Origin of the sequence: Leifsonia sp. 115AMFTsu3.1 (assembly GCF_004362795.1) — a bacterium.
Lineage (GTDB): Bacteria > Actinomycetota > Actinomycetes > Actinomycetales > Microbacteriaceae > Leifsonia.
Window position 1 is genome coordinate 1,672,635 of sequence record NZ_SNYB01000001.1, and the last position, 16,066, is coordinate 1,688,700.

The window sequence follows — 16,066 nt, forward strand, 5'->3', positions numbered from 1 at the left end:
GGTGGTTCCGCGCCGGCGGACGACGGTCGGTCGTCCGCCGGCGCGGAGTGGTCAGGACTCTTCGTCCGCCTTCGGCTGAGCAGGACGTCGGCGGCCGGTGAGCACGACCACGAGCACGCCGATCAGGGCGAGCACCACGATCCCGACACCGATCCCGATCACCAGCGCGATGCTTCCGGAGTCCGAGCTCCCCGCCGCCCCGGCGGCGGGGGCCGGACTCGACGTCGCGGCGCCGGTGCTCTGTCCACCCGCTGTGGCCGCACCCGCCGCGCACGCCGGCGGGCCGTCGCTGCCGGGCGCTGCCGCGGTCCCTGCCGGAGGCTGGTAGGTGAACGGGATGGTGCCGGACACGGTGTGCCCGTCCGCCGAGACGATCTGCCAGGTCACCGTGTACGCCCCCGCTGCACCGAGGGCCACCGGAGCCGTGACCGTGCGGTCGGCGATGGTGGGGCAGCCCGTCTCGTAGTGACGGTTCGCAGCGTCGGTGACCTGCACCAGCGACGACGAGCCGTCGCCGCTGAGGTCGAGCACGCGGTCGTTGAACGTGAGGGATGCGCTCTCGAGCGGCGTCGCCTGGGTGGAGCCGGCCGACGGCGTGCTCTGCACGAGGTAGTCGTGAGCGCTGGCCGCCGCGGCGGGGACGACCGCCAGCAGGCACGCCAGCGCGACACCGGCGAGAGCGGACACGGCCGAGGGCCGCATCCGGGCGCGGGCTGTCCGGGTCACCGCGTCAGCCTCGCGGGCTCGTCGCCGTGCCGCGGCGCGTGAGGGCGAACACCGCCACGACCAGGGCGATCGCACCCAGCGCGAGTCCTCCGATCCCGAGACCGATCGCGACGGCGTCGCTGGCCGCGGACGACGCCGTCGGCGCAGGCGCGGCCGGTGTGCTCGTCATCAGCGGGCCTGCGGCGCCGTCCTCCGCGGGCGGCGCGTCCGTGACGTAGAGGGTCGGGGCCGGGTGCTCCGGCTCTTTCCCGTCGGCGGGGGTCTTCTCATCCCAGTCCACGACCGTGCCGTCGGAGTAGGTCTGCTGGGTAGGCAGCAGGATGCTGCCGGTGTCGGGGACCGCCCCCGCCGAGATGACGAACTGCTGGAACTCGCCCGGTGCGACCTGCACGCCGGGGTCCGCCGTCCAGATCACCTTCACCGGCGCCTCCGTGATGGTGCCGTCATCCGTCTTCACCGGCTTCGCGAGCTTCTCGGTGACGACCTGGGTCGTCCAGCCGGTGAGCGGCTGGTAGGAGACGGAGGTGAACGGGGTGGCGGTGGGCAGATCCACCTCCAGTTTGACCGTGCCGGCGGTGGCGGACTCGGTGGGCACCTTGAACGCCAGCGTGGCGTAGCTGCCCGGCTGAGCCTGGTCGGGATTCACCCGGACGTGGGCGCTGGCGGCGAGGGGGAACGAGAGGGCGAGGGCGGCGGCGGCCACGGTGGCGGCCGCGCCCGTGAGGAAACGCGTGTTCATGAGAAGGGTCCGATTCTCGACCGCGTGCTGCGGCCGGGTAGGCAGATGGGTGGGAGAACCGCGAGAGGCGGCAGACCTCTGCCCGGCGGGGGAGCGGAGAGCTCAGGCCGGGCCCATCAGCGCCGGAGGACCCCGGTGACGGAGGCGCCCGAGCACGACCGTGCGATCGGGGAGGATCACCGGGACCGTCTCGACCCGCGCCTGCGCTACCGGCACGTCGACGACGGCGACCGCGGTCAGCAGCCGCCGCAGCGAGAAGGCGGTGAACTCGGAGACCGCCACGAACACGCGCTCGCCGTAGCGGAGCGCTGCGAGGGTGAGGAGGGCGGCGGCGGCGTGGGCCAGCCACATCCACGATCCGCTGATCGAGATGCCGGGCATCGGCGTCGCTGCCGCACCGTCCGTCACCATCGTGAGGTGCGATCCGGGATGGAGGTGGCCGGTCGCTCCCGCGAAGTGCGCGGACGGGCTCAACGAGAACAGCGCGTGGAACAGGAACTGGCTGAGCGCGACCGACGAGGCCGACCGCCACAGCGTCGACCGCTTGCCGGCGAGGACGATGCAGCCGAGCCCAGAGAACACCAGGCTGAGCGTCAATGCCACCGCGCTCGGCGGCAGTCCTCCGCCCGCGACGTGGAACAGCGCGGCGACGAAGGTCGCGAAGCCGGCGGCAATGAGGCCGCGAGCCACACGTGCGCTGCGCGTAGACATGTCACTCCGTCGAAGGTGGGGGCAGGACGAGTCTACCCACAGGGGGTCGGGCCGGTCGGGCGCCGTCCGCGGTGGGTGGCTACGTCGACGCCTGGGCCAGCGCCCAGTCGAGCGTCACGCCGAGGGTCGTCAGCACCGAGATGTGGCCATCGCGCGGGCGGATCCACAGCTCGGCGTCGGGGAGGCGTTCGAGGAGGGAGGCCGCGTGCTGGGGTGGGACGACACGGTCGGAGCCGCCCTGCACCAGGAGGACCGGGGTCCGGACCGCACGCAGATCGAAGCCCCACGGCGAGACGTAGGCCAGGTCGTCGTCGGCCTCGCCCGCGGGTCCCTCCGCCGCTCCGGCGCCCGCGTCCGTCCCGAGGGGACCCCAGTCGGCATTCAGCGTGTCGTAGTCGCGCGGGGTGAAGGACTCGGGATCGAACTCGGCGGTCTCGGCGTACGCCAGCCGGGCCTCGCGGCCGGAAAGGGCGGCGCGGAGGGCGTCGGGGGACGCCATCCCGGAGAACCAATCGGGGGAGCCGTCGAACGGCGAGAGGCCGGCGAGCGTGACGATCGCGGCCACCCGTTCCGGTTCGAGGGCGCCCAGCGCGAGAGCGTGCGGGCCGCCCCCGGACGCGCCGACGGTGACGAACCGCTCCACGCCGAGGAGGTCGGCCACCGCGAGGATGTCGAGCGCCGCATCCGCGATCGAACGCCCAGGGCGGACATCCGAGCCGGGATAGCCGGGCCGCGTGACGGAGAGTACGCGCATCCCGCGCGCCTCGGCGGCAGCGGCCACCGGGGCGATCACAGCACCCGTCTGCGGCGTGCCGTGGTGCCAGACGAGCACGGGGGCATCCGGAGCGTCGCCGGTGTCGAAGAAGCGGAGCGCTCGGCCGTCGGCCGTGCGCACATCGTGCCGGGTCACGCGCGCCAGCCGTCCAGCTCGGCGAAGAGCTCCGCCTTGCGGGCGTCCGACGCGAATGACGCCTCGATCGAGGTGCGGGCGAACCGGCGGGCCTGATCCGCGGAGAGGCCCAGCGCATCCCGGACCGCGGCGAAGTTCTGCCCGACGTAGCCGCCGAAGTACGCGGGGTCGTCGGAGTTCACGGTGACGCGGACGCCCGCCGCATCCAGCCGGTGCAGGGGGTGGTCGCTGAGGTCCGGCGTCGCCTGCAGGCGAACGTTCGAGAGGGGGCACACGGTGAGCGGGATGCGCTCCTCGGCCAGCCGCGCGACGAGCTCCGGATCCTCGATCGAGCGGATGCCGTGGTCGATGCGCTCGGCATGCAGCAGGTCGAGCGCCTCCCGCACGTACGCGGGCGGGCCTTCCTCGCCGGCGTGGGCGACCGCGTGCAGGCCGGCGGCGCGGGCGCGGGCATAGACGCCCTCGAAGAGCGACGGCGGGTAGCCGACCTCGGCGGAGTCGAGCCCGACACCGACGATGCGGTCCGTGCGGCGGAGCCCGGCTGTCAGCGCCTCTTCGGCGGAGGCGACCGGCTGATCGCGCAGGAAACACAGGATGAGGCCCCCGGACATCCCGAGATCGCGCTCGGCCTCATCCAGCGCGTCGCCGATGCCGTCCACGACGTCGTCGAACGCGACACCGCGCGACGTGTGCGCCTGCGGGTCGAAGAACAGTTCGGCGTGGCGGACGCCCTGCGCGTGCGCGCGGCGGAGGTAGCGGCGGGTCAGCTCCGCGAAGTCCTCGCGGGTGCGCAGCACGGCCATCGTCGCGTAATACAGGTCGAGGAACGACTGCAGGTCGTCGAAGTCGTACTGCGCCGACAGCTCCTCGACCGTCGCGTAGGGGAGGTCGATGCCGTTGCGGGCGGCGAGCTCGAACGCGAGCTCCGGCTCCAGCGTCCCCTCGATGTGGAGGTGGAGCTCGGCCTTCGGGAGGGAGTTCAGGGCGTCGTCGGTGAGGGCGTCGTCGGTCATGCTCCGATCCTCCCACCGACGGACGGGGTTGCGCCGCACGGATGACGCGGCGGGAGCGCTGGTCCCGTTAGCCTCGCGTCATGAGACGTCGTATCGCGCTTGCCTGCGTCGGTCTCGCGCTTGTCGTCGTCGGACTCACCGTGGCGCGCGGGATGGACGGAGCGGTCGCGGCCTTCGTCGGCGACGCGCTCTACGCCGCACTCATCGTGGTCGTGATCGCGTTCCTCGCTCCACGCGCGTCCGCAGCGACTGTGGCCGTTGCCGCCTTCGCCGTGTGCGCCGCCGTCGAGCTATTCCAGCTGACCGGGGTGCCCGCAGCTCTGGCGGACTCCGTTCCGGCCGTCGCACTGGTGCTCGGAACGACCTTCCAGTGGACGGACCTGGTGGCCTACGCGATCGGCGCGATGCTGACGGGAGCGGTGGATGCGGTCAGCCGACGCGCAGCAGGATCTTCCCGCGGTGGGCCGACGACTCCATCCGCCGGTGCGCGGCCGACGCATCCTCCAGCGGGAACACCGAGTCGATGACCGGGCGCACGCGGCCGTCGGTCAGCAGCGGCCACACGTTCGCGCGCACGGCGGCGATGATCGCGACGCGCTCGGCGAGCGGCCGGGCGCGCAGCGTGGTGCCGTGGATGCTCGCGCGCTTCCGCATGAGCAGCCCCATGTCGACGGCGGCGGGAGTTCGATCGCGGACGGCGATGGACAGGATGCGGCCACCCGTCGCGAGAGCGTCCAGGTCGCGGGCGATGTACGCGCCGCCGACGATGTCGAGTACCACATCCACCCCGCGGCCGTCGGTGAAGGCCCGAGCGGCCTCGACGAAGTCCTGGGTGCGGTAGTCGACTGCGGCGTGCGCACCCACCTCCCGGCAGAACGCCGCCTTCTCCTCGCTGCCCGCTGTAGCGATGACATCCGCGCCGAGTGCGCGGCCCAGCTGGATCGCCATGGTCCCGATGCCGCTCGACCCGCCGTGGACGAGCAGGGCCTCTCCGGCAGCGAGCTTTCCGAGCGCGAAGACGTTCGACCAGACCGTTGCGGCGACCTCCGGCAGTCCGGCCGCCTCGACCAGGTCGACCGAGTCGGGCACGGGAAGGACCAGGCCGGCGTCGACAGTCACCAGTTCGGCGTAGCCGCCGCCCGGGAGCAGGGCGCAGACGCGGTCGCCGACCTGCCAGGCGTCGACGCCGTCGCCGACCGCATCCACGACGCCCGAGACTTCGAGCCCCGGCCAGTCGGGAGCGCCGGGCGGTGAGGGATAGTACCCGCGCCGCTGGCTCAAATCGGCTCCGTTGAGCCCGGCGGCCGTGACGCGGATCCGGACCTCGCCGGCCGCGGGGACCGGATCGGGCCGCTCGGCGATGGTCAGCGCGTCGGCGTCGCCCGGCTCCGGCACGACGACGGCGCGCATCAGGCGCCTCTCGCAGGCTGGGTCGGCTCGACGCGGTCTGTGCGGCGGCCCAACACATCCCGGATCCGCACCTTGCTCGAGTACTCGATCGATCCGTACCGGAACAGCCGGACGGCGATGCGCAGCACGATCACGGAGAGCACGAACAGCTCGACGATGATGATGATCGCCTGCCACAGCGGCAGCGACCCGAAGGCGTTCAGGATCAGCGCCGTGATGGGGGCCGTGTACGGGAAGTACGCCAGCAACTGCACGATCGGCGAGTTCGGGGAGCTGATGGCAAAGCCCGACGCGTAGAGCGGGATGACCACGGCGAAGATCACCACCGAGAACACCGGGGCCGCATCCTTCGCCGTCGGCATGACCGCGCCGACGGCCACCAGCGTTCCGGTGAACAGGGCGAACCCGCCGATCAGGATGAGCGCGCCGACGATCATCTTCTGCGGATCGAACACGAGCCCGCTGAGGTCGAAGTTCGGCAGTTGCAGCTGGTCCCGGAAGAACAGGTACCCGATGAGCATGGGCAGCGCGAACACCGCCAGCTGGATGATGCCGATCGCGAAGAGCGAGATGACCTTGCCGAGAAGCAGGTTCGTCGGGTTGATCGTCGTCAGGATCATCTCCGTGACGCGATTCTCCTTCTCTTCCAGCGTCGAGTTGAGCATCTGGTTGCCGAGGAACACGATGACGATGAAGAAGGCGGCCAGGAACACCAGGGCCGGGAGGATCGCCTCGAAGCCGGGTGCCCGCTTGCCGTCCGCGAACGTGGTGGTCGAGGTCTTCACATCCCCGCGGAGCACGGCGACATCGGTCGGGCTGTCCAGTTTCTGCTCGACGCTCGCCGAGAGGAGCGACTCGGCGACGGCCGAGTACTTGCTGTTCTGGAAGACGCCGGAGTCCTCGCCGTAGACGCGCACGGTCTGCTTCGCGGGATCGGCGGGGTATGCGAAGTAGGCGGGAGTCCCGCCGATCTGCACCTCCTCGACCCCCTCTGCCTCGGAGGCGATCTGGGTGCCGCCGTACTCCTTGGCGATGGTCGCGTCGATGAGACCGGAGTCGTCGGTGTACAGGAACTCGAAGCGCGAGTTCTTCTGCTGGTCGGCGGTGTTCGCGGTCGACACGTTCGAGGCGATGATCAGGCCGCCGAGGCCGAAGACGAGGATCGGGATGATGAGCGTGATCGCCCAGAACCGCCGCTTCGTGATGGTGCGGCGGAACTCGAACGAGATGACGGTGCTCAGATTGTGGCGGGCCATGCTCAGTCCTCCTCGCGGCTCTCGGCGCCGTAGACCTCGACGAAGATGTCGTCGAGCGACTTCCGGGTGGGGGAGAAGCGGGAGACGGGAACGCCCGCATCCACGAGTCCCCGTAGGATCGCGGCCGGGTCGACACCGTCGACGGCCTCCAATTCGGCATGGCCGCTCTCGTCGGACAGGATGCGGTACGAGGAGGACTCGGGCAGGCGGTCGGCGTCGTGGTCCACCTGGACGATCGTGCCGCCGAACTGCTCCTGCACCTCCTCGACCGTGCCGTAGGCGCGCGCGCCGCCGTCTTTCAGCAGGATGACGCGGTCGCAGAGACGCTCGACCTCCTCCATCTGGTGGGTCACCATCATGACGGTGGAGCCTGCGCGCTTCTGGTCGTCGATGATGTCCATCAGCAGGCGGCGGTTGACGGGGTCGAAGCCCTTGGTCGGCTCGTCGAGGATGAGCAGCTCCGGATCGTTCATGATCGTCACGCCCAGCTGTACCTTCTGCTGCTGGCCGCCGGAGAGCTTGTCGAGCCGCACCTTCTCCTTGTCGCCGATCCCCACGCGTTCGAGGTAGGAGCGGGACCACCGCCTGGCCTGCTCGGCGCCGAGGCCCTTGAGCCGGCCGAAGTAGACCATCACGTCGATCACGGACTCCTTCTTGTAGAGCCCACGCTCCTCCGGCAGGTAGCCGAGGCGCTCGCCGGCCTCCGGGCTGAACGGCTTGCCGTCGATGTGCAGCACACCCGCCGTCGGCTGGTAGATGCCGAGGAGTGCCCGGATGGTCGTGGTCTTGCCCGAGCCGTTGCTGCCGAGGAAGCCGAACGTCTCGCCGCGATTGATGTCGAACGACAGATCGCGGATCACCGTCGTGCGCCCGAAGTCCATCCGGAAGTTCGCGATGTGGACCAGTGGCTCCGTCGTCGTGGGTGTCTGTGCGCTCATCGTGGTCAGCCTAGGCGAGCGGCCCGGCGTCGGCGAGCGATTCCAGCAGGGCCGGGTGCAGCAGTCCGTTCGAGGCGAGCGACGACCCGTTGCCCGGGCCGGGCGTGCCGTCGACTGACGTGAACGTTCCGCCGGCCTCCTCCACGATCGGGATGAGCGCGGCGAGGTCGTACGTCTTCACGCCGAACTCGGCCACCGCATCCACCAGACCCTCGGCCAGCAGCATGTACGACCACATGTCGCCGTACGCGCGGTCGCGCCAGATGCGGCGGGTCAGGGCGATGAGGCGGTCGAGGTAGCCGGCTTCGTCCCACTGGGCGATGCTCTGGAAGCTCAGCGACGCGTGTTCCAGGTCGGCGACCCCGGAGACACGGATGCGGCGTGGCTCGGCGCCGGGCGCATCCGTCGTCCATGCGCCGCCACCGGTCACTGCCCACCAGCGCCGGCCCAGCGCGGGGGAGCTGACCACGCCGACGCGTGGGACGCCGTCGACGGCGAGGGCGATCAGCGTGCCCCAGACCGGCACGCCCCGCAGATAGTTGGCGGTGCCGTCGATCGGGTCGACGATCCACTGACGGGTCGTGTCGCCTTCCGTGCCGTACTCCTCGCCGAGGATGCCGTCCTCCGGCCGCTCGGCGGCGATCGTCTCGCGGATGGCGCGCTCGACGGCGAGGTCCGCCTCGGTCACCGGTGAGCGGTCGGGCTTCGTCTCGACGTGCAGGTCGCGGTCGAGGAAGTGCTCCAGCGAGATGCGGTCGGCCTCCTCTGCGAGCCGGAGGGCGAGGTCGAGGTCGGCGGCGAGGGCGGTGGATGTGGTGTCGGGCACGATCCGAGCCTAGCGTCGCGGCCTTGGCAGGGGACGTGGCCGAGGGTACCTGTGGAAACATGCGAAAGATCGTGTACGCAGGCTCAACGTTCTACACCGGGGATGCGCTCGCGGAAGCGCTGATGGACTACGCGCGGGCTCTCGCACGGCACGGCATCGCCGACACGGTCTTCGTGCCGGGCCGCACCATGCAGGGGGAGACCGACAAGGTGGAGCTGCTCGTCGGGCCCGCGAGCCAGATCGTGAGCGAACCGGTGGAGCTCGTGGGGGTCGAGATCGAAGACCAGGAGCTGGTCGCGCGGCTGCGGGAGATGACCGCGCAGTTGGCGCCGCGGAAACCGGCGGCAGAAGTGGCGGACGGTTCGACCGAAGAACGGGACAACCGCCCGTTCGACGACATGCTCTGACACCCGCCGGGTCCGTCGCCGGCGTCGCCTTCCCGCGCCGGCGCTTGTTGCCCGGCACCGCCTCCCAATACGCTCGCGGTAGCCCTGCGGGGCGGAGCGGAGGCACCATGCGTTTCATCCGGCGACCCGTGAGCGCGCGGGAGCGTGCCGCCGCCGCTGCTCCGGAGCCGCTCATGCGCCGCAGCCCGTTCCTGTTCGGCTACCTGATCGCGCTCGGTGCGATCGGCGCGGTCGCGACCGGCTTCATGCTGTACGGCCTGCGCTCGATCATCTTCTCCGTCTTCCTCGCGATGTTCGCGACCGTCGGGCTCGACCCGCTGATCCGCTGGTTCCAACGGCGCGGGATGCGGCGAGGCTGGGCGATCACCACCGTCATCCTCATCATCGTCGCCGTGCTGGTCGCGATCATCTGGGTGGTGGTGCCGCTCATCGTCCAGCAGGTCTCCTTCCTGGCCACGGCCGTCCCGCAGGAGATCACGAAGCTGCGGGCGGAGGGCTGGTTCGACACCGTCAACGAGGCGAGCAACGGGGTGGTCGGCCAGGTCGTCTCCTGGATCTCGCAACAGGTGCAGGACCCGCAGACCTGGGCGACCATCGGCAACGGGCTCGTCGGATTCGGCCTCTCTGTGCTGAACGCTGTCACGACCGGCTTCTTCATCGCCATCCTCACGATCTACTTCATCGCCTCCTACGACTCCACCAAGCAGGCTGCCTACCGGCTGGTGCGCCGCTCGCACCGCGACCGGTTCGAGAGCTACGCCGAGCGCATCCTGCAGAACTTCGGCAAGTATCTGAGCGGGATGGTGGTGCTGGCGTTCTGCAACTCGGTCTTCAGCCTCATCCTGCTTCTCGCCACCGGCGTCCCCGGTGCCTTCCTCATCGCGCTCGCCGCGTTCTTCATCACGCTCATCCCGCTCATCGGGACGGTGCTGACGACCGCCGTCATGTCGGTGCTCGCGTTCATCCACTCGCCCGTCAGCGGCGTGGTGGTGCTCGTGCTGATGCTCGTCTATATGCAGGTGGAGGCGTACATCCTCACGCCGCGGGTGATGGGGAAGGCGGTGCAGGTGCCCGGATCGGTCGTCCTGATCTCGGCGCTCGCCGGTTCGACGCTGTTCGGTCTGCCCGGAGCGCTCGTCGCCATCCCGATCTCGGCGGGCATCATCCTCATCATCAAAGAGGTCGTGATGCCCCGGAAGGAGCTCCGCTGACCCGAGCGATCCTCGATTGGCGAGAACCGCGAAACGGATGCTAATGTTGAGCCTCGGTTCGGGTAACCGGATCGGATGCGCCTCTAGCTCAATCGGCAGAGCAATTGACTCTTAATCAATGGGTTCAGGGTTCAAGTCCCTGGGGGCGCACCAAAGGAAAGCCCGGTCGCACGGAGAGTGCGGCCGGGCTTTCTTGTGCGTATTGCGCACCGCGTCCCCAACGCTGCCGTCACTCCGTCTTCGACGCGACCTGGCGCAGTTCCAGGAGCGGGCAGCTGAATGGGTCCTTGTCTCCGAGGCCGACCTGGTTGATGTGGCGCGTGACGATCGCGTACGACTGCAGGAGGCCCGTCTCGGTGTAGCGGGTGCCGTTCGCGTCGCAGAAGGCGCGGATCATCGGTGCGGCCCGGCGCAGGTGCGGGCGCGGCATCGAGGGGAAGAGGTGGTGCTCGATCTGGTAGTTGAGCCCGCCCATCAGGAAGTCGATGGTGCGTCCGCCCCGGATGTTGCGGCTCATCAGCACCTGCCGGCGGAGGAAGTCGAGCTTCATGTCGTGCGGCACCAGCGGCATCCCCTTGTGGTTCGGCGCGAACGACATCCCCATGTAGAAGCCGAACAGTCCCAGCTGGACACCGAGGAACGCGGCTGCCTTTCCCGGCGGCAGGACCAGGATCACGAGGGCCAGGTAGCCGAGGATGCGGACCGCGAGGAACGACACCTCCACGGCCCGGCGCCGCAGCTCACCGCGCGCGAACACCCGCCGAACGCTCGACGCGTGCAGCGACAGGCCCTCGAGAAGCAGGATGGGGAAGAAGAACCAGCCCTGGTGGCCGATGAGCCAATGCACGGGGCGGGAGCGTTTCGCCTCCACCTGCGCGGCCGTGAACGAGATCACCGGCAGCTCGATGTCGGGGTCGGCGCCCTCCTGGTTGGGATTGGCGTGGTGCCGGGTGTGCTTGTGCTGCCACCAGCCGTAGCTCATCCCGACGAACAGGTCGCCGACGATGAGGCAGATCCAGTCGTTCCAGCGGCCGGACCGGAAGATCTGGCGATGGGCGGCGTCGTGGCCGAGGAAGGCGATCTGCGTGAAGACGAACGCGAACACCACGGCGGTGACGAGCTGCCACCAGCTGTTGCCGATGATGACGAACGCCGCGATCATGGCCGCGGTGACGACGGGGACCAGGATGAGCTTGGTCCAGTAGTAGCCGTAGCGGCGGTGCAGGAGACCGGCCTCGCGGACCATCGTCGCGAGTTCGGAGTAGCCCCCGTCGCGTCCGGTCGAACGTGTGGCGGTCGAGCGTACGCCCGTGGGCTGGAGGTCCGTCGAGCGTGGAGACAGTTGCGACATTGCGGGCCCCGAATCGTTGCGAGTCGCGCCGGGGTCCGGGACGCTGTGTCGCCGATTCTACGCCGCCAATCACGATCGTGGCGGTATGGCGGCGACCTCTCAGGTGCGGTTGCGCTTGGCCAGCGTCGAGCGCCGGACCAGGCCGATCACCAGGGTCGCGATCACCAGCACGATGCCGATGATGCCCAGCCACAACAGCCCCTTGATGGCGAAGCCGACGATCGCGAGGATCAGCCAGAGCACGATGAGGACGATCACCAGGATGAGCATGCACCGAACCTACTCCGCGGGCGGCAGGAAGTAACCCGTCTCCGCGGGGGAAGGCTGGCTCACCCCCTCCCAGAGCGCCGACAGCTCGGCCGCCCAGTGGGCGGCGAGCGACCGCAGATGACTGTGCGTGAGACGGAATGACACCGGATGGCCCTCCTCGAACCGAACCTCCTCCGTTGCCCAGGGCGGCGCGCCTTCGTGGGCGAAGACAATGGTGATCGTTGCGCCGTCGGTATCCACCTCACTCCGTTCGAAGCGCAGCGCCGGCTCGATGAAGTCCAGGGAATCGGCGTGCGACGGATCGCTCTCGTCGACGCCGCCGGCCCCGGCAGCCGCCAGCCACTTCTCCAGCGCCCGTGCCTCCTGGATCGTCAGGCACGGGTCCGTGAACCGCCACTCTCGTCCATCGACGCCGCCGTGCCCGCGGATCACCAACCAGTCGCCGTCGCCGATGCCGTCGCCTGAGCCCGGGAGCAGATCCGGAAACTGGCGATCGTCGATCGTCAGCTCCACGAACCGGCCGTCGCCCTCGAACCTCACACTCGGCCGGTGACCGTCGCCGGGCCCGCCACCCGCGGACGCGCGACGAGGCGGTGGTGGAAGCGCCGCGCCAGTGGGCGCTCCAGCGCGAACCACGAGACCGTCGCCGCCGCCACCGTGAGGGGGAGCGCCAGCAGGAGGGTGATGTTCGGGTCCGGGGCGAAGCGCACCTGGAGCAGCAGGATGATCGGGTAGTGCCACAGGTACATGCCGTAGGAGATGCGGCCCAGGTAGTCGAACGGCGGCAGCGAGAAGATCCGGGTGAGCAGCGAGCTCTGGTGCGTCACGAGGAAGGCGATGAGCGCGCACGTCGCGATGCCGACGGCCGGGAGACCGATCGTGTAGTACAGGTAGACCTTCTTCTCGGCGCCGGCGACGTTGAACTCGGGGACGAGCACCGCGACCGCGGCGAGGTAGACGAGCGCCGGGCCGACCGCCCACGCGGAGACGCGGCGGAGGATGTTCCCGGCGCCCGCGTGGAACGCGACCGCCAGCAGAGCGCCCATCAGCAGCATGTCGACGCGGAAGGTCGTCGCGAACGTCTGGTACAGGTTGCTCGGGTCGAAGACGAGGAAGCGCGAGACCACCACCGCGAGCACCAGCACGCCGATGAGGATGGTGAGGGCGCGCAGCGGCCGGCGGAAGCGCAGCGCCAGGATGACCAGCAGCGGCCAGAGGATGTAGAACTGCTCCTCGACGGAGAGCGACCAGAGCGGTCCGAACGCGCCGAGCGCTCCGCTGTTGGTGATGACGATGAGCCAGTTGGAGAAGTAGAACAGCACGCCCGGCGTGGACGACAGCGTCGCCGGGGCGAGCGTCCCGAACCGACCGGGGAGGAACAGCGCGATGGTGTCGACGACCAGCACGAGCAGCAGGAGCGCGGGGACCAGGCGGAGGATGCGGCGGCCCCAGAAGCGCAACAGGTCGATGCGCCCCAGCTTCTCGTGCTCCCGGAGCAGCAGTGTCGTGATGAGATAACCGCTCAGGACGAAGAAGACGTCGACGCCGAATCCGCCGCCGTGCATCCACGAGACGTGGGCGTGCGCTGCGATCACCGCGAGGACGGCGAAGCATCGGATCCCGTCGAGTCCCTTGATTCTCTGCACAGGCAGAGAGTCTAGGTCACGTCGGCTCAGCGGTCGCGCGCGATCACCGAGAAGTCCTTGTCGCCGAGGCCCGCATCCGCGGCACGTTGCAGCTCGGCGGCGACGAGGGCGGCCGCCGGGAGCGGGGCGTCGGCGGTGGCGATCATCAGGCGGAGGTCCTTGGCGAGCAGGGAGGCGGAGAACTGGGTGTCGTCGAAGTCGCCGGACGCCACGACGGGACCCTTCATGCCGGCGATCGGGGCGATGGTGGTCAGCGGCAGCATCGAGAGCACCTCATCGGTGGACAGGCCGCCGGCGGTGCCGAGCCGGAGGGATTCGCTCAGCGCCTCCATCGAGATGGCCAGCGCCAGGTTGGCCACCAGCTTCGCGGCTGCCGCCTTCTCGGGGCGATCGAAGGTGCGGATCTTGTCCGGGTCCGCCCACAGGGCCACGACGTTGCGGCCTTCGCGGGCGGCGTCGTGCTCCCCGCCGATCAGCACCGCGAGGCTCCCGGCACGTGCCGGGGCAAGCGAGCCGACCACCGGCGAGTGGATGTAGCGCACGCTCGCATCCTCGGCCCACGCCGCGAAGTCGGCCGCGTCGGAGGGCGCGACGGTCGTGACGTCGATCCACAGTGCCCCCTCCGGGATCGGCAGGGACGGCTCGATCACGGTCTCGCGAACGGCCTCCGGGCCGAACAGGACGGTGATGACCGCGTCCGCCCCCTCGACCGCCTCGGCGGCAGAGGACGCGATGTGCGCGCCCCGGCGTCCGACCGCTTCGGCCGGTTCGGGGGACCGGTTCCACCCCGTGACGTGGTGACCGGCGTCGATGAGGTGGGTGACCAGCTCGCGGCCCATGCGGCCGAGCCCGAGGAAGGCGATGTCCATGTCATCCACTGTGCGCCTGCGGCCGCGCGCAGGGAAGGGGCGGGTCAACTCCGCCGGGTGAGCGCATCCCGTCGCGCGAGCAGGAACGTGCGCTCGGCGTCACCTCCGCACAGCGAGGCGGCGACGGCGTACTCGTCCGCGGCCTCGGCCGTCCGCCCGGCGCGCAGCAGGAGCCCGGCCCGGACGCCGTGGAGCAGGTAGAAGCCGGCGAGCGGTTCGCGCAGCGGCTCCAGCGCGGCCAGACCCGCATTCTCGCCCTCCACCTCCGCCACGGCGACTGCACGATTCAGCGCGACCACGGGCGTGGGGGAGGCGCGCAGCAGCTGGTCGTAGAGGGCGACGATCTGCGGCCAGTCCGTCTCGGAGGCCGTCGAGGCGTCGTCATGCACCGCTTGGATAGCCGCCTGCAGCTGGTACGGACCCGGCCGCCCGCGCGCCAGGCACAGGCGCACCAGCTCGTGGCCCTCGGCGATCTGCTCCGCGTTCCAGCGGGACCGGTCCTGCTCGGGGAGCGGGATGAGAGCGCCCGCCGCGTCGACCCGGGCCGCGCGGCGCGCATCCACCAGCAGCAGCAGGGCGAGGAGGCCGAGCACCTCCTCCTCGTCCGGAAGCAGGGAACGCAGTTCGCGTGCCAGCCGGATCGCCTCCGTGCACAGCTCCTCCCGCACGAGCCGGTCACCGGCGCTCGCTGCGTACCCCTCGCTGAACACGAGGTACACGACGGCCAGCACGGAGCGCAGCCGGGCGGGGAGGTCGTCGGCGGAGGGGATGCGGTACGGGATGTGCGCGTCACGGATCTTCGCCTTGGCGCGCGAGATGCGCTGCGCCATCGTCCGCTCGGGCACGAGGAACGCCCGGGCGATCTCGGCGGTGGTCAGGCCGCCGAGCAGGCGGAGGGTCAGGGCGACGCGTGCCTCCGGCGACAGGGCGGGATGGCAGCAGGTGAAGACGAGGCGGAGCCTGTCGTCGGCGATGGCGTCGGCAGCGGCGTCGGCGGCATCGGCAGAATCCGCACGGCCGTCGCCGGTCAGCTGCCGCAGCAGCATCGCCTCGGCTTCCTTCTCGCGCCCGACCGCATCCCGCCGCAGCCGGTCGATCGCTCGGCGGCGGGCGGTCGTGATGATCCAGCCGGCCGGCGCGGGCGGGATGCCGTCGCGCGGCCAGCGCTCGGCGGCGACGGCGAAGGCGTCCTGCACCGCGTCCTCTGCACGGTCGAGGTCGCCGAAGACGCGGTACAGCACGGAGACGGCGCGGCCGTACTGCTCCCGGAACACCGACGCGATCGCGGCGGCGTCCGGCAGCGGAACCGCCGCACCGTTCTCCATGCCGGGTGCTCCCGTCACTCCGCGAAGGGCCGCACCTCGATCGGCAGAGTGGTGGCCAGCGCGAGTCGCCTGCCCCACTCGAGCGCCGCATCCAGGTCCGGCGCCTCGACGATCGTGAAGCCGCCGAGATGCTCCTTGCCTTCAGCGAAGGGGCCGTCGGTGACGAGGACTTCGCCATCCTGCGGGCGCAGCACGGTGGAGGCCGACACCGGGAGCAGGCCGTTGGAGAACACCCAGGCGCCGGCCGCACGGATGTCGGCGTTCAGGGCGTCGAGGTCGCGCCCGATGGCGGCGAGCACCTCGGGCGGCGGGGCTGCTCCATCCGGCTGGTAGACGCTGAGCAGGTACTGGGTCATGGTCGTGTTCCTCTCCGGAGCGCCGCTGGGGAGGGCGCTCTCACCGTCTACACGAACACCCTGCCGCATTCTCGACAGCGGCGGCGGAATCCGCTCGCGTCT

At 70.4% G+C, this 16,066-nt stretch carries 19 protein-coding genes and 1 tRNA gene; 4 read left to right on the plus strand and 16 right to left on the minus strand.

Going from position 1 to position 16,066, the window contains the following annotated elements:
- Positions 1–51: 51 nt before the first annotated feature.
- From AXZ95_RS08110 to AXZ95_RS08130, 5 genes are all read right to left on the minus strand, one after another.
- A complete protein-coding gene (locus AXZ95_RS08110) occupies positions 52–726 on the minus strand; it encodes a copper resistance CopC family protein (protein WP_231374383.1) in 675 nt (224 codons plus the stop codon).
- A gap of 4 nt (positions 727–730) precedes the next feature.
- On the minus strand, positions 731–1,465 hold the full coding sequence (locus AXZ95_RS08115) for a YcnI family protein (RefSeq protein ID WP_018190532.1): 735 nt from the start codon (positions 1,463–1,465) through the stop codon (positions 731–733).
- Positions 1,466–1,567: 102 nt separating this feature from the next.
- On the minus strand, positions 1,568–2,176 hold the full coding sequence (locus AXZ95_RS08120) for a hypothetical protein (RefSeq protein WP_231374384.1): 609 nt from the start codon (positions 2,174–2,176) through the stop codon (positions 1,568–1,570).
- A 79-nt stretch (positions 2,177–2,255) separates the two neighbouring features.
- Positions 2,256–3,086, minus strand: coding sequence for an alpha/beta hydrolase (locus AXZ95_RS08125; RefSeq protein ID WP_018190534.1), 831 nt, complete (start codon positions 3,084–3,086; stop codon positions 2,256–2,258).
- Complete coding sequence (locus AXZ95_RS08130) at positions 3,083–4,099, minus strand: adenosine deaminase (RefSeq protein WP_018190535.1); 1,017 nt, start codon at positions 4,097–4,099, stop codon at positions 3,083–3,085. The genes AXZ95_RS08125 and AXZ95_RS08130 overlap by 4 nt, the downstream gene beginning before the upstream one ends.
- An 80-nt stretch (positions 4,100–4,179) precedes the next feature.
- On the opposite strand from AXZ95_RS08130, the gene AXZ95_RS08135 reads away from it, so the two are divergent.
- Positions 4,180–4,626, plus strand: a complete 447-nt coding sequence (locus AXZ95_RS08135; RefSeq protein ID WP_026307133.1) for a DUF2809 domain-containing protein — start codon at positions 4,180–4,182, stop codon at positions 4,624–4,626.
- On the opposite strand, the gene AXZ95_RS08140 is transcribed toward AXZ95_RS08135, so the two are convergent.
- Genes AXZ95_RS08140 through AXZ95_RS08155 form a run of 4 tightly spaced genes read right to left on the minus strand, consistent with a single transcriptional unit; the run spans position 4,529 to position 8,529 of the window.
- Positions 4,529–5,509, minus strand: a complete 981-nt coding sequence (locus AXZ95_RS08140) for an NAD(P)H-quinone oxidoreductase (protein ID WP_018190536.1) — start codon at positions 5,507–5,509, stop codon at positions 4,529–4,531. The two genes, AXZ95_RS08135 and AXZ95_RS08140, sit on opposite strands and share 98 nt — an antisense overlap.
- Entirely contained in the window at positions 5,509–6,765 is a 1,257-nt protein-coding gene (locus AXZ95_RS08145; protein WP_018190537.1) for an ABC transporter permease, read from the minus strand. Before AXZ95_RS08145 ends, AXZ95_RS08140 begins: the two co-directional genes overlap by 1 nt.
- A gap of 2 nt (positions 6,766–6,767) precedes the next feature.
- Positions 6,768–7,703: an ABC transporter ATP-binding protein gene (locus tag AXZ95_RS08150; protein WP_018190538.1), complete on the minus strand. Its 936-nt coding sequence runs from the start codon at positions 7,701–7,703 to the stop codon at positions 6,768–6,770.
- 10 nt (positions 7,704–7,713) lie between these two features.
- Positions 7,714–8,529 carry an inositol monophosphatase family protein gene (locus AXZ95_RS08155; protein ID WP_018190539.1) on the minus strand — a complete coding sequence of 272 codons (816 nt, stop codon included), beginning with the start codon at positions 8,527–8,529 and terminating at the stop codon, positions 7,714–7,716.
- A gap of 59 nt (positions 8,530–8,588) precedes the next feature.
- On the opposite strand from AXZ95_RS08155, the gene AXZ95_RS08160 reads away from it, so the two are divergent.
- The 3 genes from AXZ95_RS08160 to AXZ95_RS08170 all read left to right on the plus strand — a co-directional run bounded on the left by AXZ95_RS08160 (position 8,589) and on the right by AXZ95_RS08170 (position 10,300).
- Complete coding sequence (locus AXZ95_RS08160; protein WP_018190540.1) at positions 8,589–8,936, plus strand: hypothetical protein; 348 nt, start codon at positions 8,589–8,591, stop codon at positions 8,934–8,936.
- Between the two features lie 107 nt (positions 8,937–9,043).
- Entirely contained in the window at positions 9,044–10,147 is a 1,104-nt protein-coding gene (locus AXZ95_RS08165) for an AI-2E family transporter (protein WP_018190541.1), read from the plus strand.
- Between the two features lie 77 nt (positions 10,148–10,224).
- Positions 10,225–10,300: transfer RNA gene (locus AXZ95_RS08170), tRNA-Lys, on the plus strand.
- Positions 10,301–10,376: 76 nt separating this feature from the next.
- Here the strand turns inward: AXZ95_RS08170 and AXZ95_RS08175 are convergent.
- From AXZ95_RS08175 to AXZ95_RS08200, 7 genes are all read right to left on the minus strand, one after another.
- Positions 10,377–11,498: an acyl-CoA desaturase gene (locus tag AXZ95_RS08175; protein ID WP_018190542.1), complete on the minus strand. Its 1,122-nt coding sequence runs from the start codon at positions 11,496–11,498 to the stop codon at positions 10,377–10,379.
- A gap of 99 nt (positions 11,499–11,597) precedes the next feature.
- On the minus strand, positions 11,598–11,768 hold the full coding sequence (locus AXZ95_RS19600) for a hypothetical protein (RefSeq protein ID WP_018190543.1): 171 nt from the start codon (positions 11,766–11,768) through the stop codon (positions 11,598–11,600).
- Between the two features lie 9 nt (positions 11,769–11,777).
- The gene (locus AXZ95_RS08180) at positions 11,778–12,281 is read right to left on the minus strand and encodes a hypothetical protein (RefSeq protein ID WP_133638816.1); all 504 of its coding nucleotides are present in this window, start codon (positions 12,279–12,281) and stop codon (positions 11,778–11,780) included.
- A 23-nt stretch (positions 12,282–12,304) separates the two neighbouring features.
- Positions 12,305–13,414: an acyltransferase gene (locus tag AXZ95_RS08185; protein ID WP_018190545.1), complete on the minus strand. Its 1,110-nt coding sequence runs from the start codon at positions 13,412–13,414 to the stop codon at positions 12,305–12,307.
- Positions 13,415–13,440: 26 nt separating this feature from the next.
- A complete protein-coding gene (locus tag AXZ95_RS08190) occupies positions 13,441–14,283 on the minus strand; it encodes an NAD(P)-dependent oxidoreductase (protein ID WP_018190546.1) in 843 nt (280 codons plus the stop codon).
- A gap of 44 nt (positions 14,284–14,327) precedes the next feature.
- The gene (locus tag AXZ95_RS08195; RefSeq protein WP_018190547.1) at positions 14,328–15,608 is read right to left on the minus strand and encodes a sigma-70 family RNA polymerase sigma factor; all 1,281 of its coding nucleotides are present in this window, start codon (positions 15,606–15,608) and stop codon (positions 14,328–14,330) included.
- A 14-nt stretch (positions 15,609–15,622) separates the two neighbouring features.
- Positions 15,623–15,964 (minus strand): YciI family protein, encoded by a 342-nt coding sequence (locus AXZ95_RS08200; RefSeq protein WP_018190548.1) that lies wholly within the window; start codon positions 15,962–15,964, stop codon positions 15,623–15,625.
- Positions 15,965–16,066: the final 102 nt, after the last annotated feature.

Excerpts from the sequence above, each read along its gene's own strand:
- AXZ95_RS08115 (WP_018190532.1), bottom strand. The coding sequence starts at position 1,465 with ATGAACACGCGTTTCCTCACGGGCGCGGCCGCCACCGTGGCCGCCGCC.
- AXZ95_RS08120 (WP_231374384.1), bottom strand. The coding sequence starts at position 2,176 with ATGTCTACGCGCAGCGCACGTGTGGCTCGCGGCCTCATTGCCGCCGGC.
- AXZ95_RS08130 (WP_018190535.1), bottom strand. The coding sequence starts at position 4,099 with ATGACCGACGACGCCCTCACCGACGACGCCCTGAACTCCCTCCCGAAG.
- AXZ95_RS08135 (WP_026307133.1), top strand. The coding sequence starts at position 4,180 with ATGAGACGTCGTATCGCGCTTGCCTGCGTCGGTCTCGCGCTTGTCGTC.
- AXZ95_RS08140 (WP_018190536.1), bottom strand. The coding sequence starts at position 5,509 with ATGCGCGCCGTCGTCGTGCCGGAGCCGGGCGACGCCGACGCGCTGACC.
- AXZ95_RS08145 (WP_018190537.1), bottom strand. The coding sequence starts at position 6,765 with ATGGCCCGCCACAATCTGAGCACCGTCATCTCGTTCGAGTTCCGCCGC.
- AXZ95_RS08150 (WP_018190538.1), bottom strand. The coding sequence starts at position 7,703 with ATGAGCGCACAGACACCCACGACGACGGAGCCACTGGTCCACATCGCG.
- AXZ95_RS08160 (WP_018190540.1), top strand. The coding sequence starts at position 8,589 with ATGCGAAAGATCGTGTACGCAGGCTCAACGTTCTACACCGGGGATGCG.
- AXZ95_RS08165 (WP_018190541.1), top strand. The coding sequence starts at position 9,044 with ATGCGTTTCATCCGGCGACCCGTGAGCGCGCGGGAGCGTGCCGCCGCC.
- AXZ95_RS08175 (WP_018190542.1), bottom strand. The coding sequence starts at position 11,498 with ATGTCGCAACTGTCTCCACGCTCGACGGACCTCCAGCCCACGGGCGTA.
- AXZ95_RS19600 (WP_018190543.1), bottom strand. The coding sequence starts at position 11,768 with ATGCTCATCCTGGTGATCGTCCTCATCGTGCTCTGGCTGATCCTCGCG.
- AXZ95_RS08190 (WP_018190546.1), bottom strand. The coding sequence starts at position 14,283 with ATGGACATCGCCTTCCTCGGGCTCGGCCGCATGGGCCGCGAGCTGGTC.
- AXZ95_RS08195 (WP_018190547.1), bottom strand. The coding sequence starts at position 15,608 with ATGGAGAACGGTGCGGCGGTTCCGCTGCCGGACGCCGCCGCGATCGCG.
- AXZ95_RS08200 (WP_018190548.1), bottom strand. The coding sequence starts at position 15,964 with ATGACCCAGTACCTGCTCAGCGTCTACCAGCCGGATGGAGCAGCCCCG.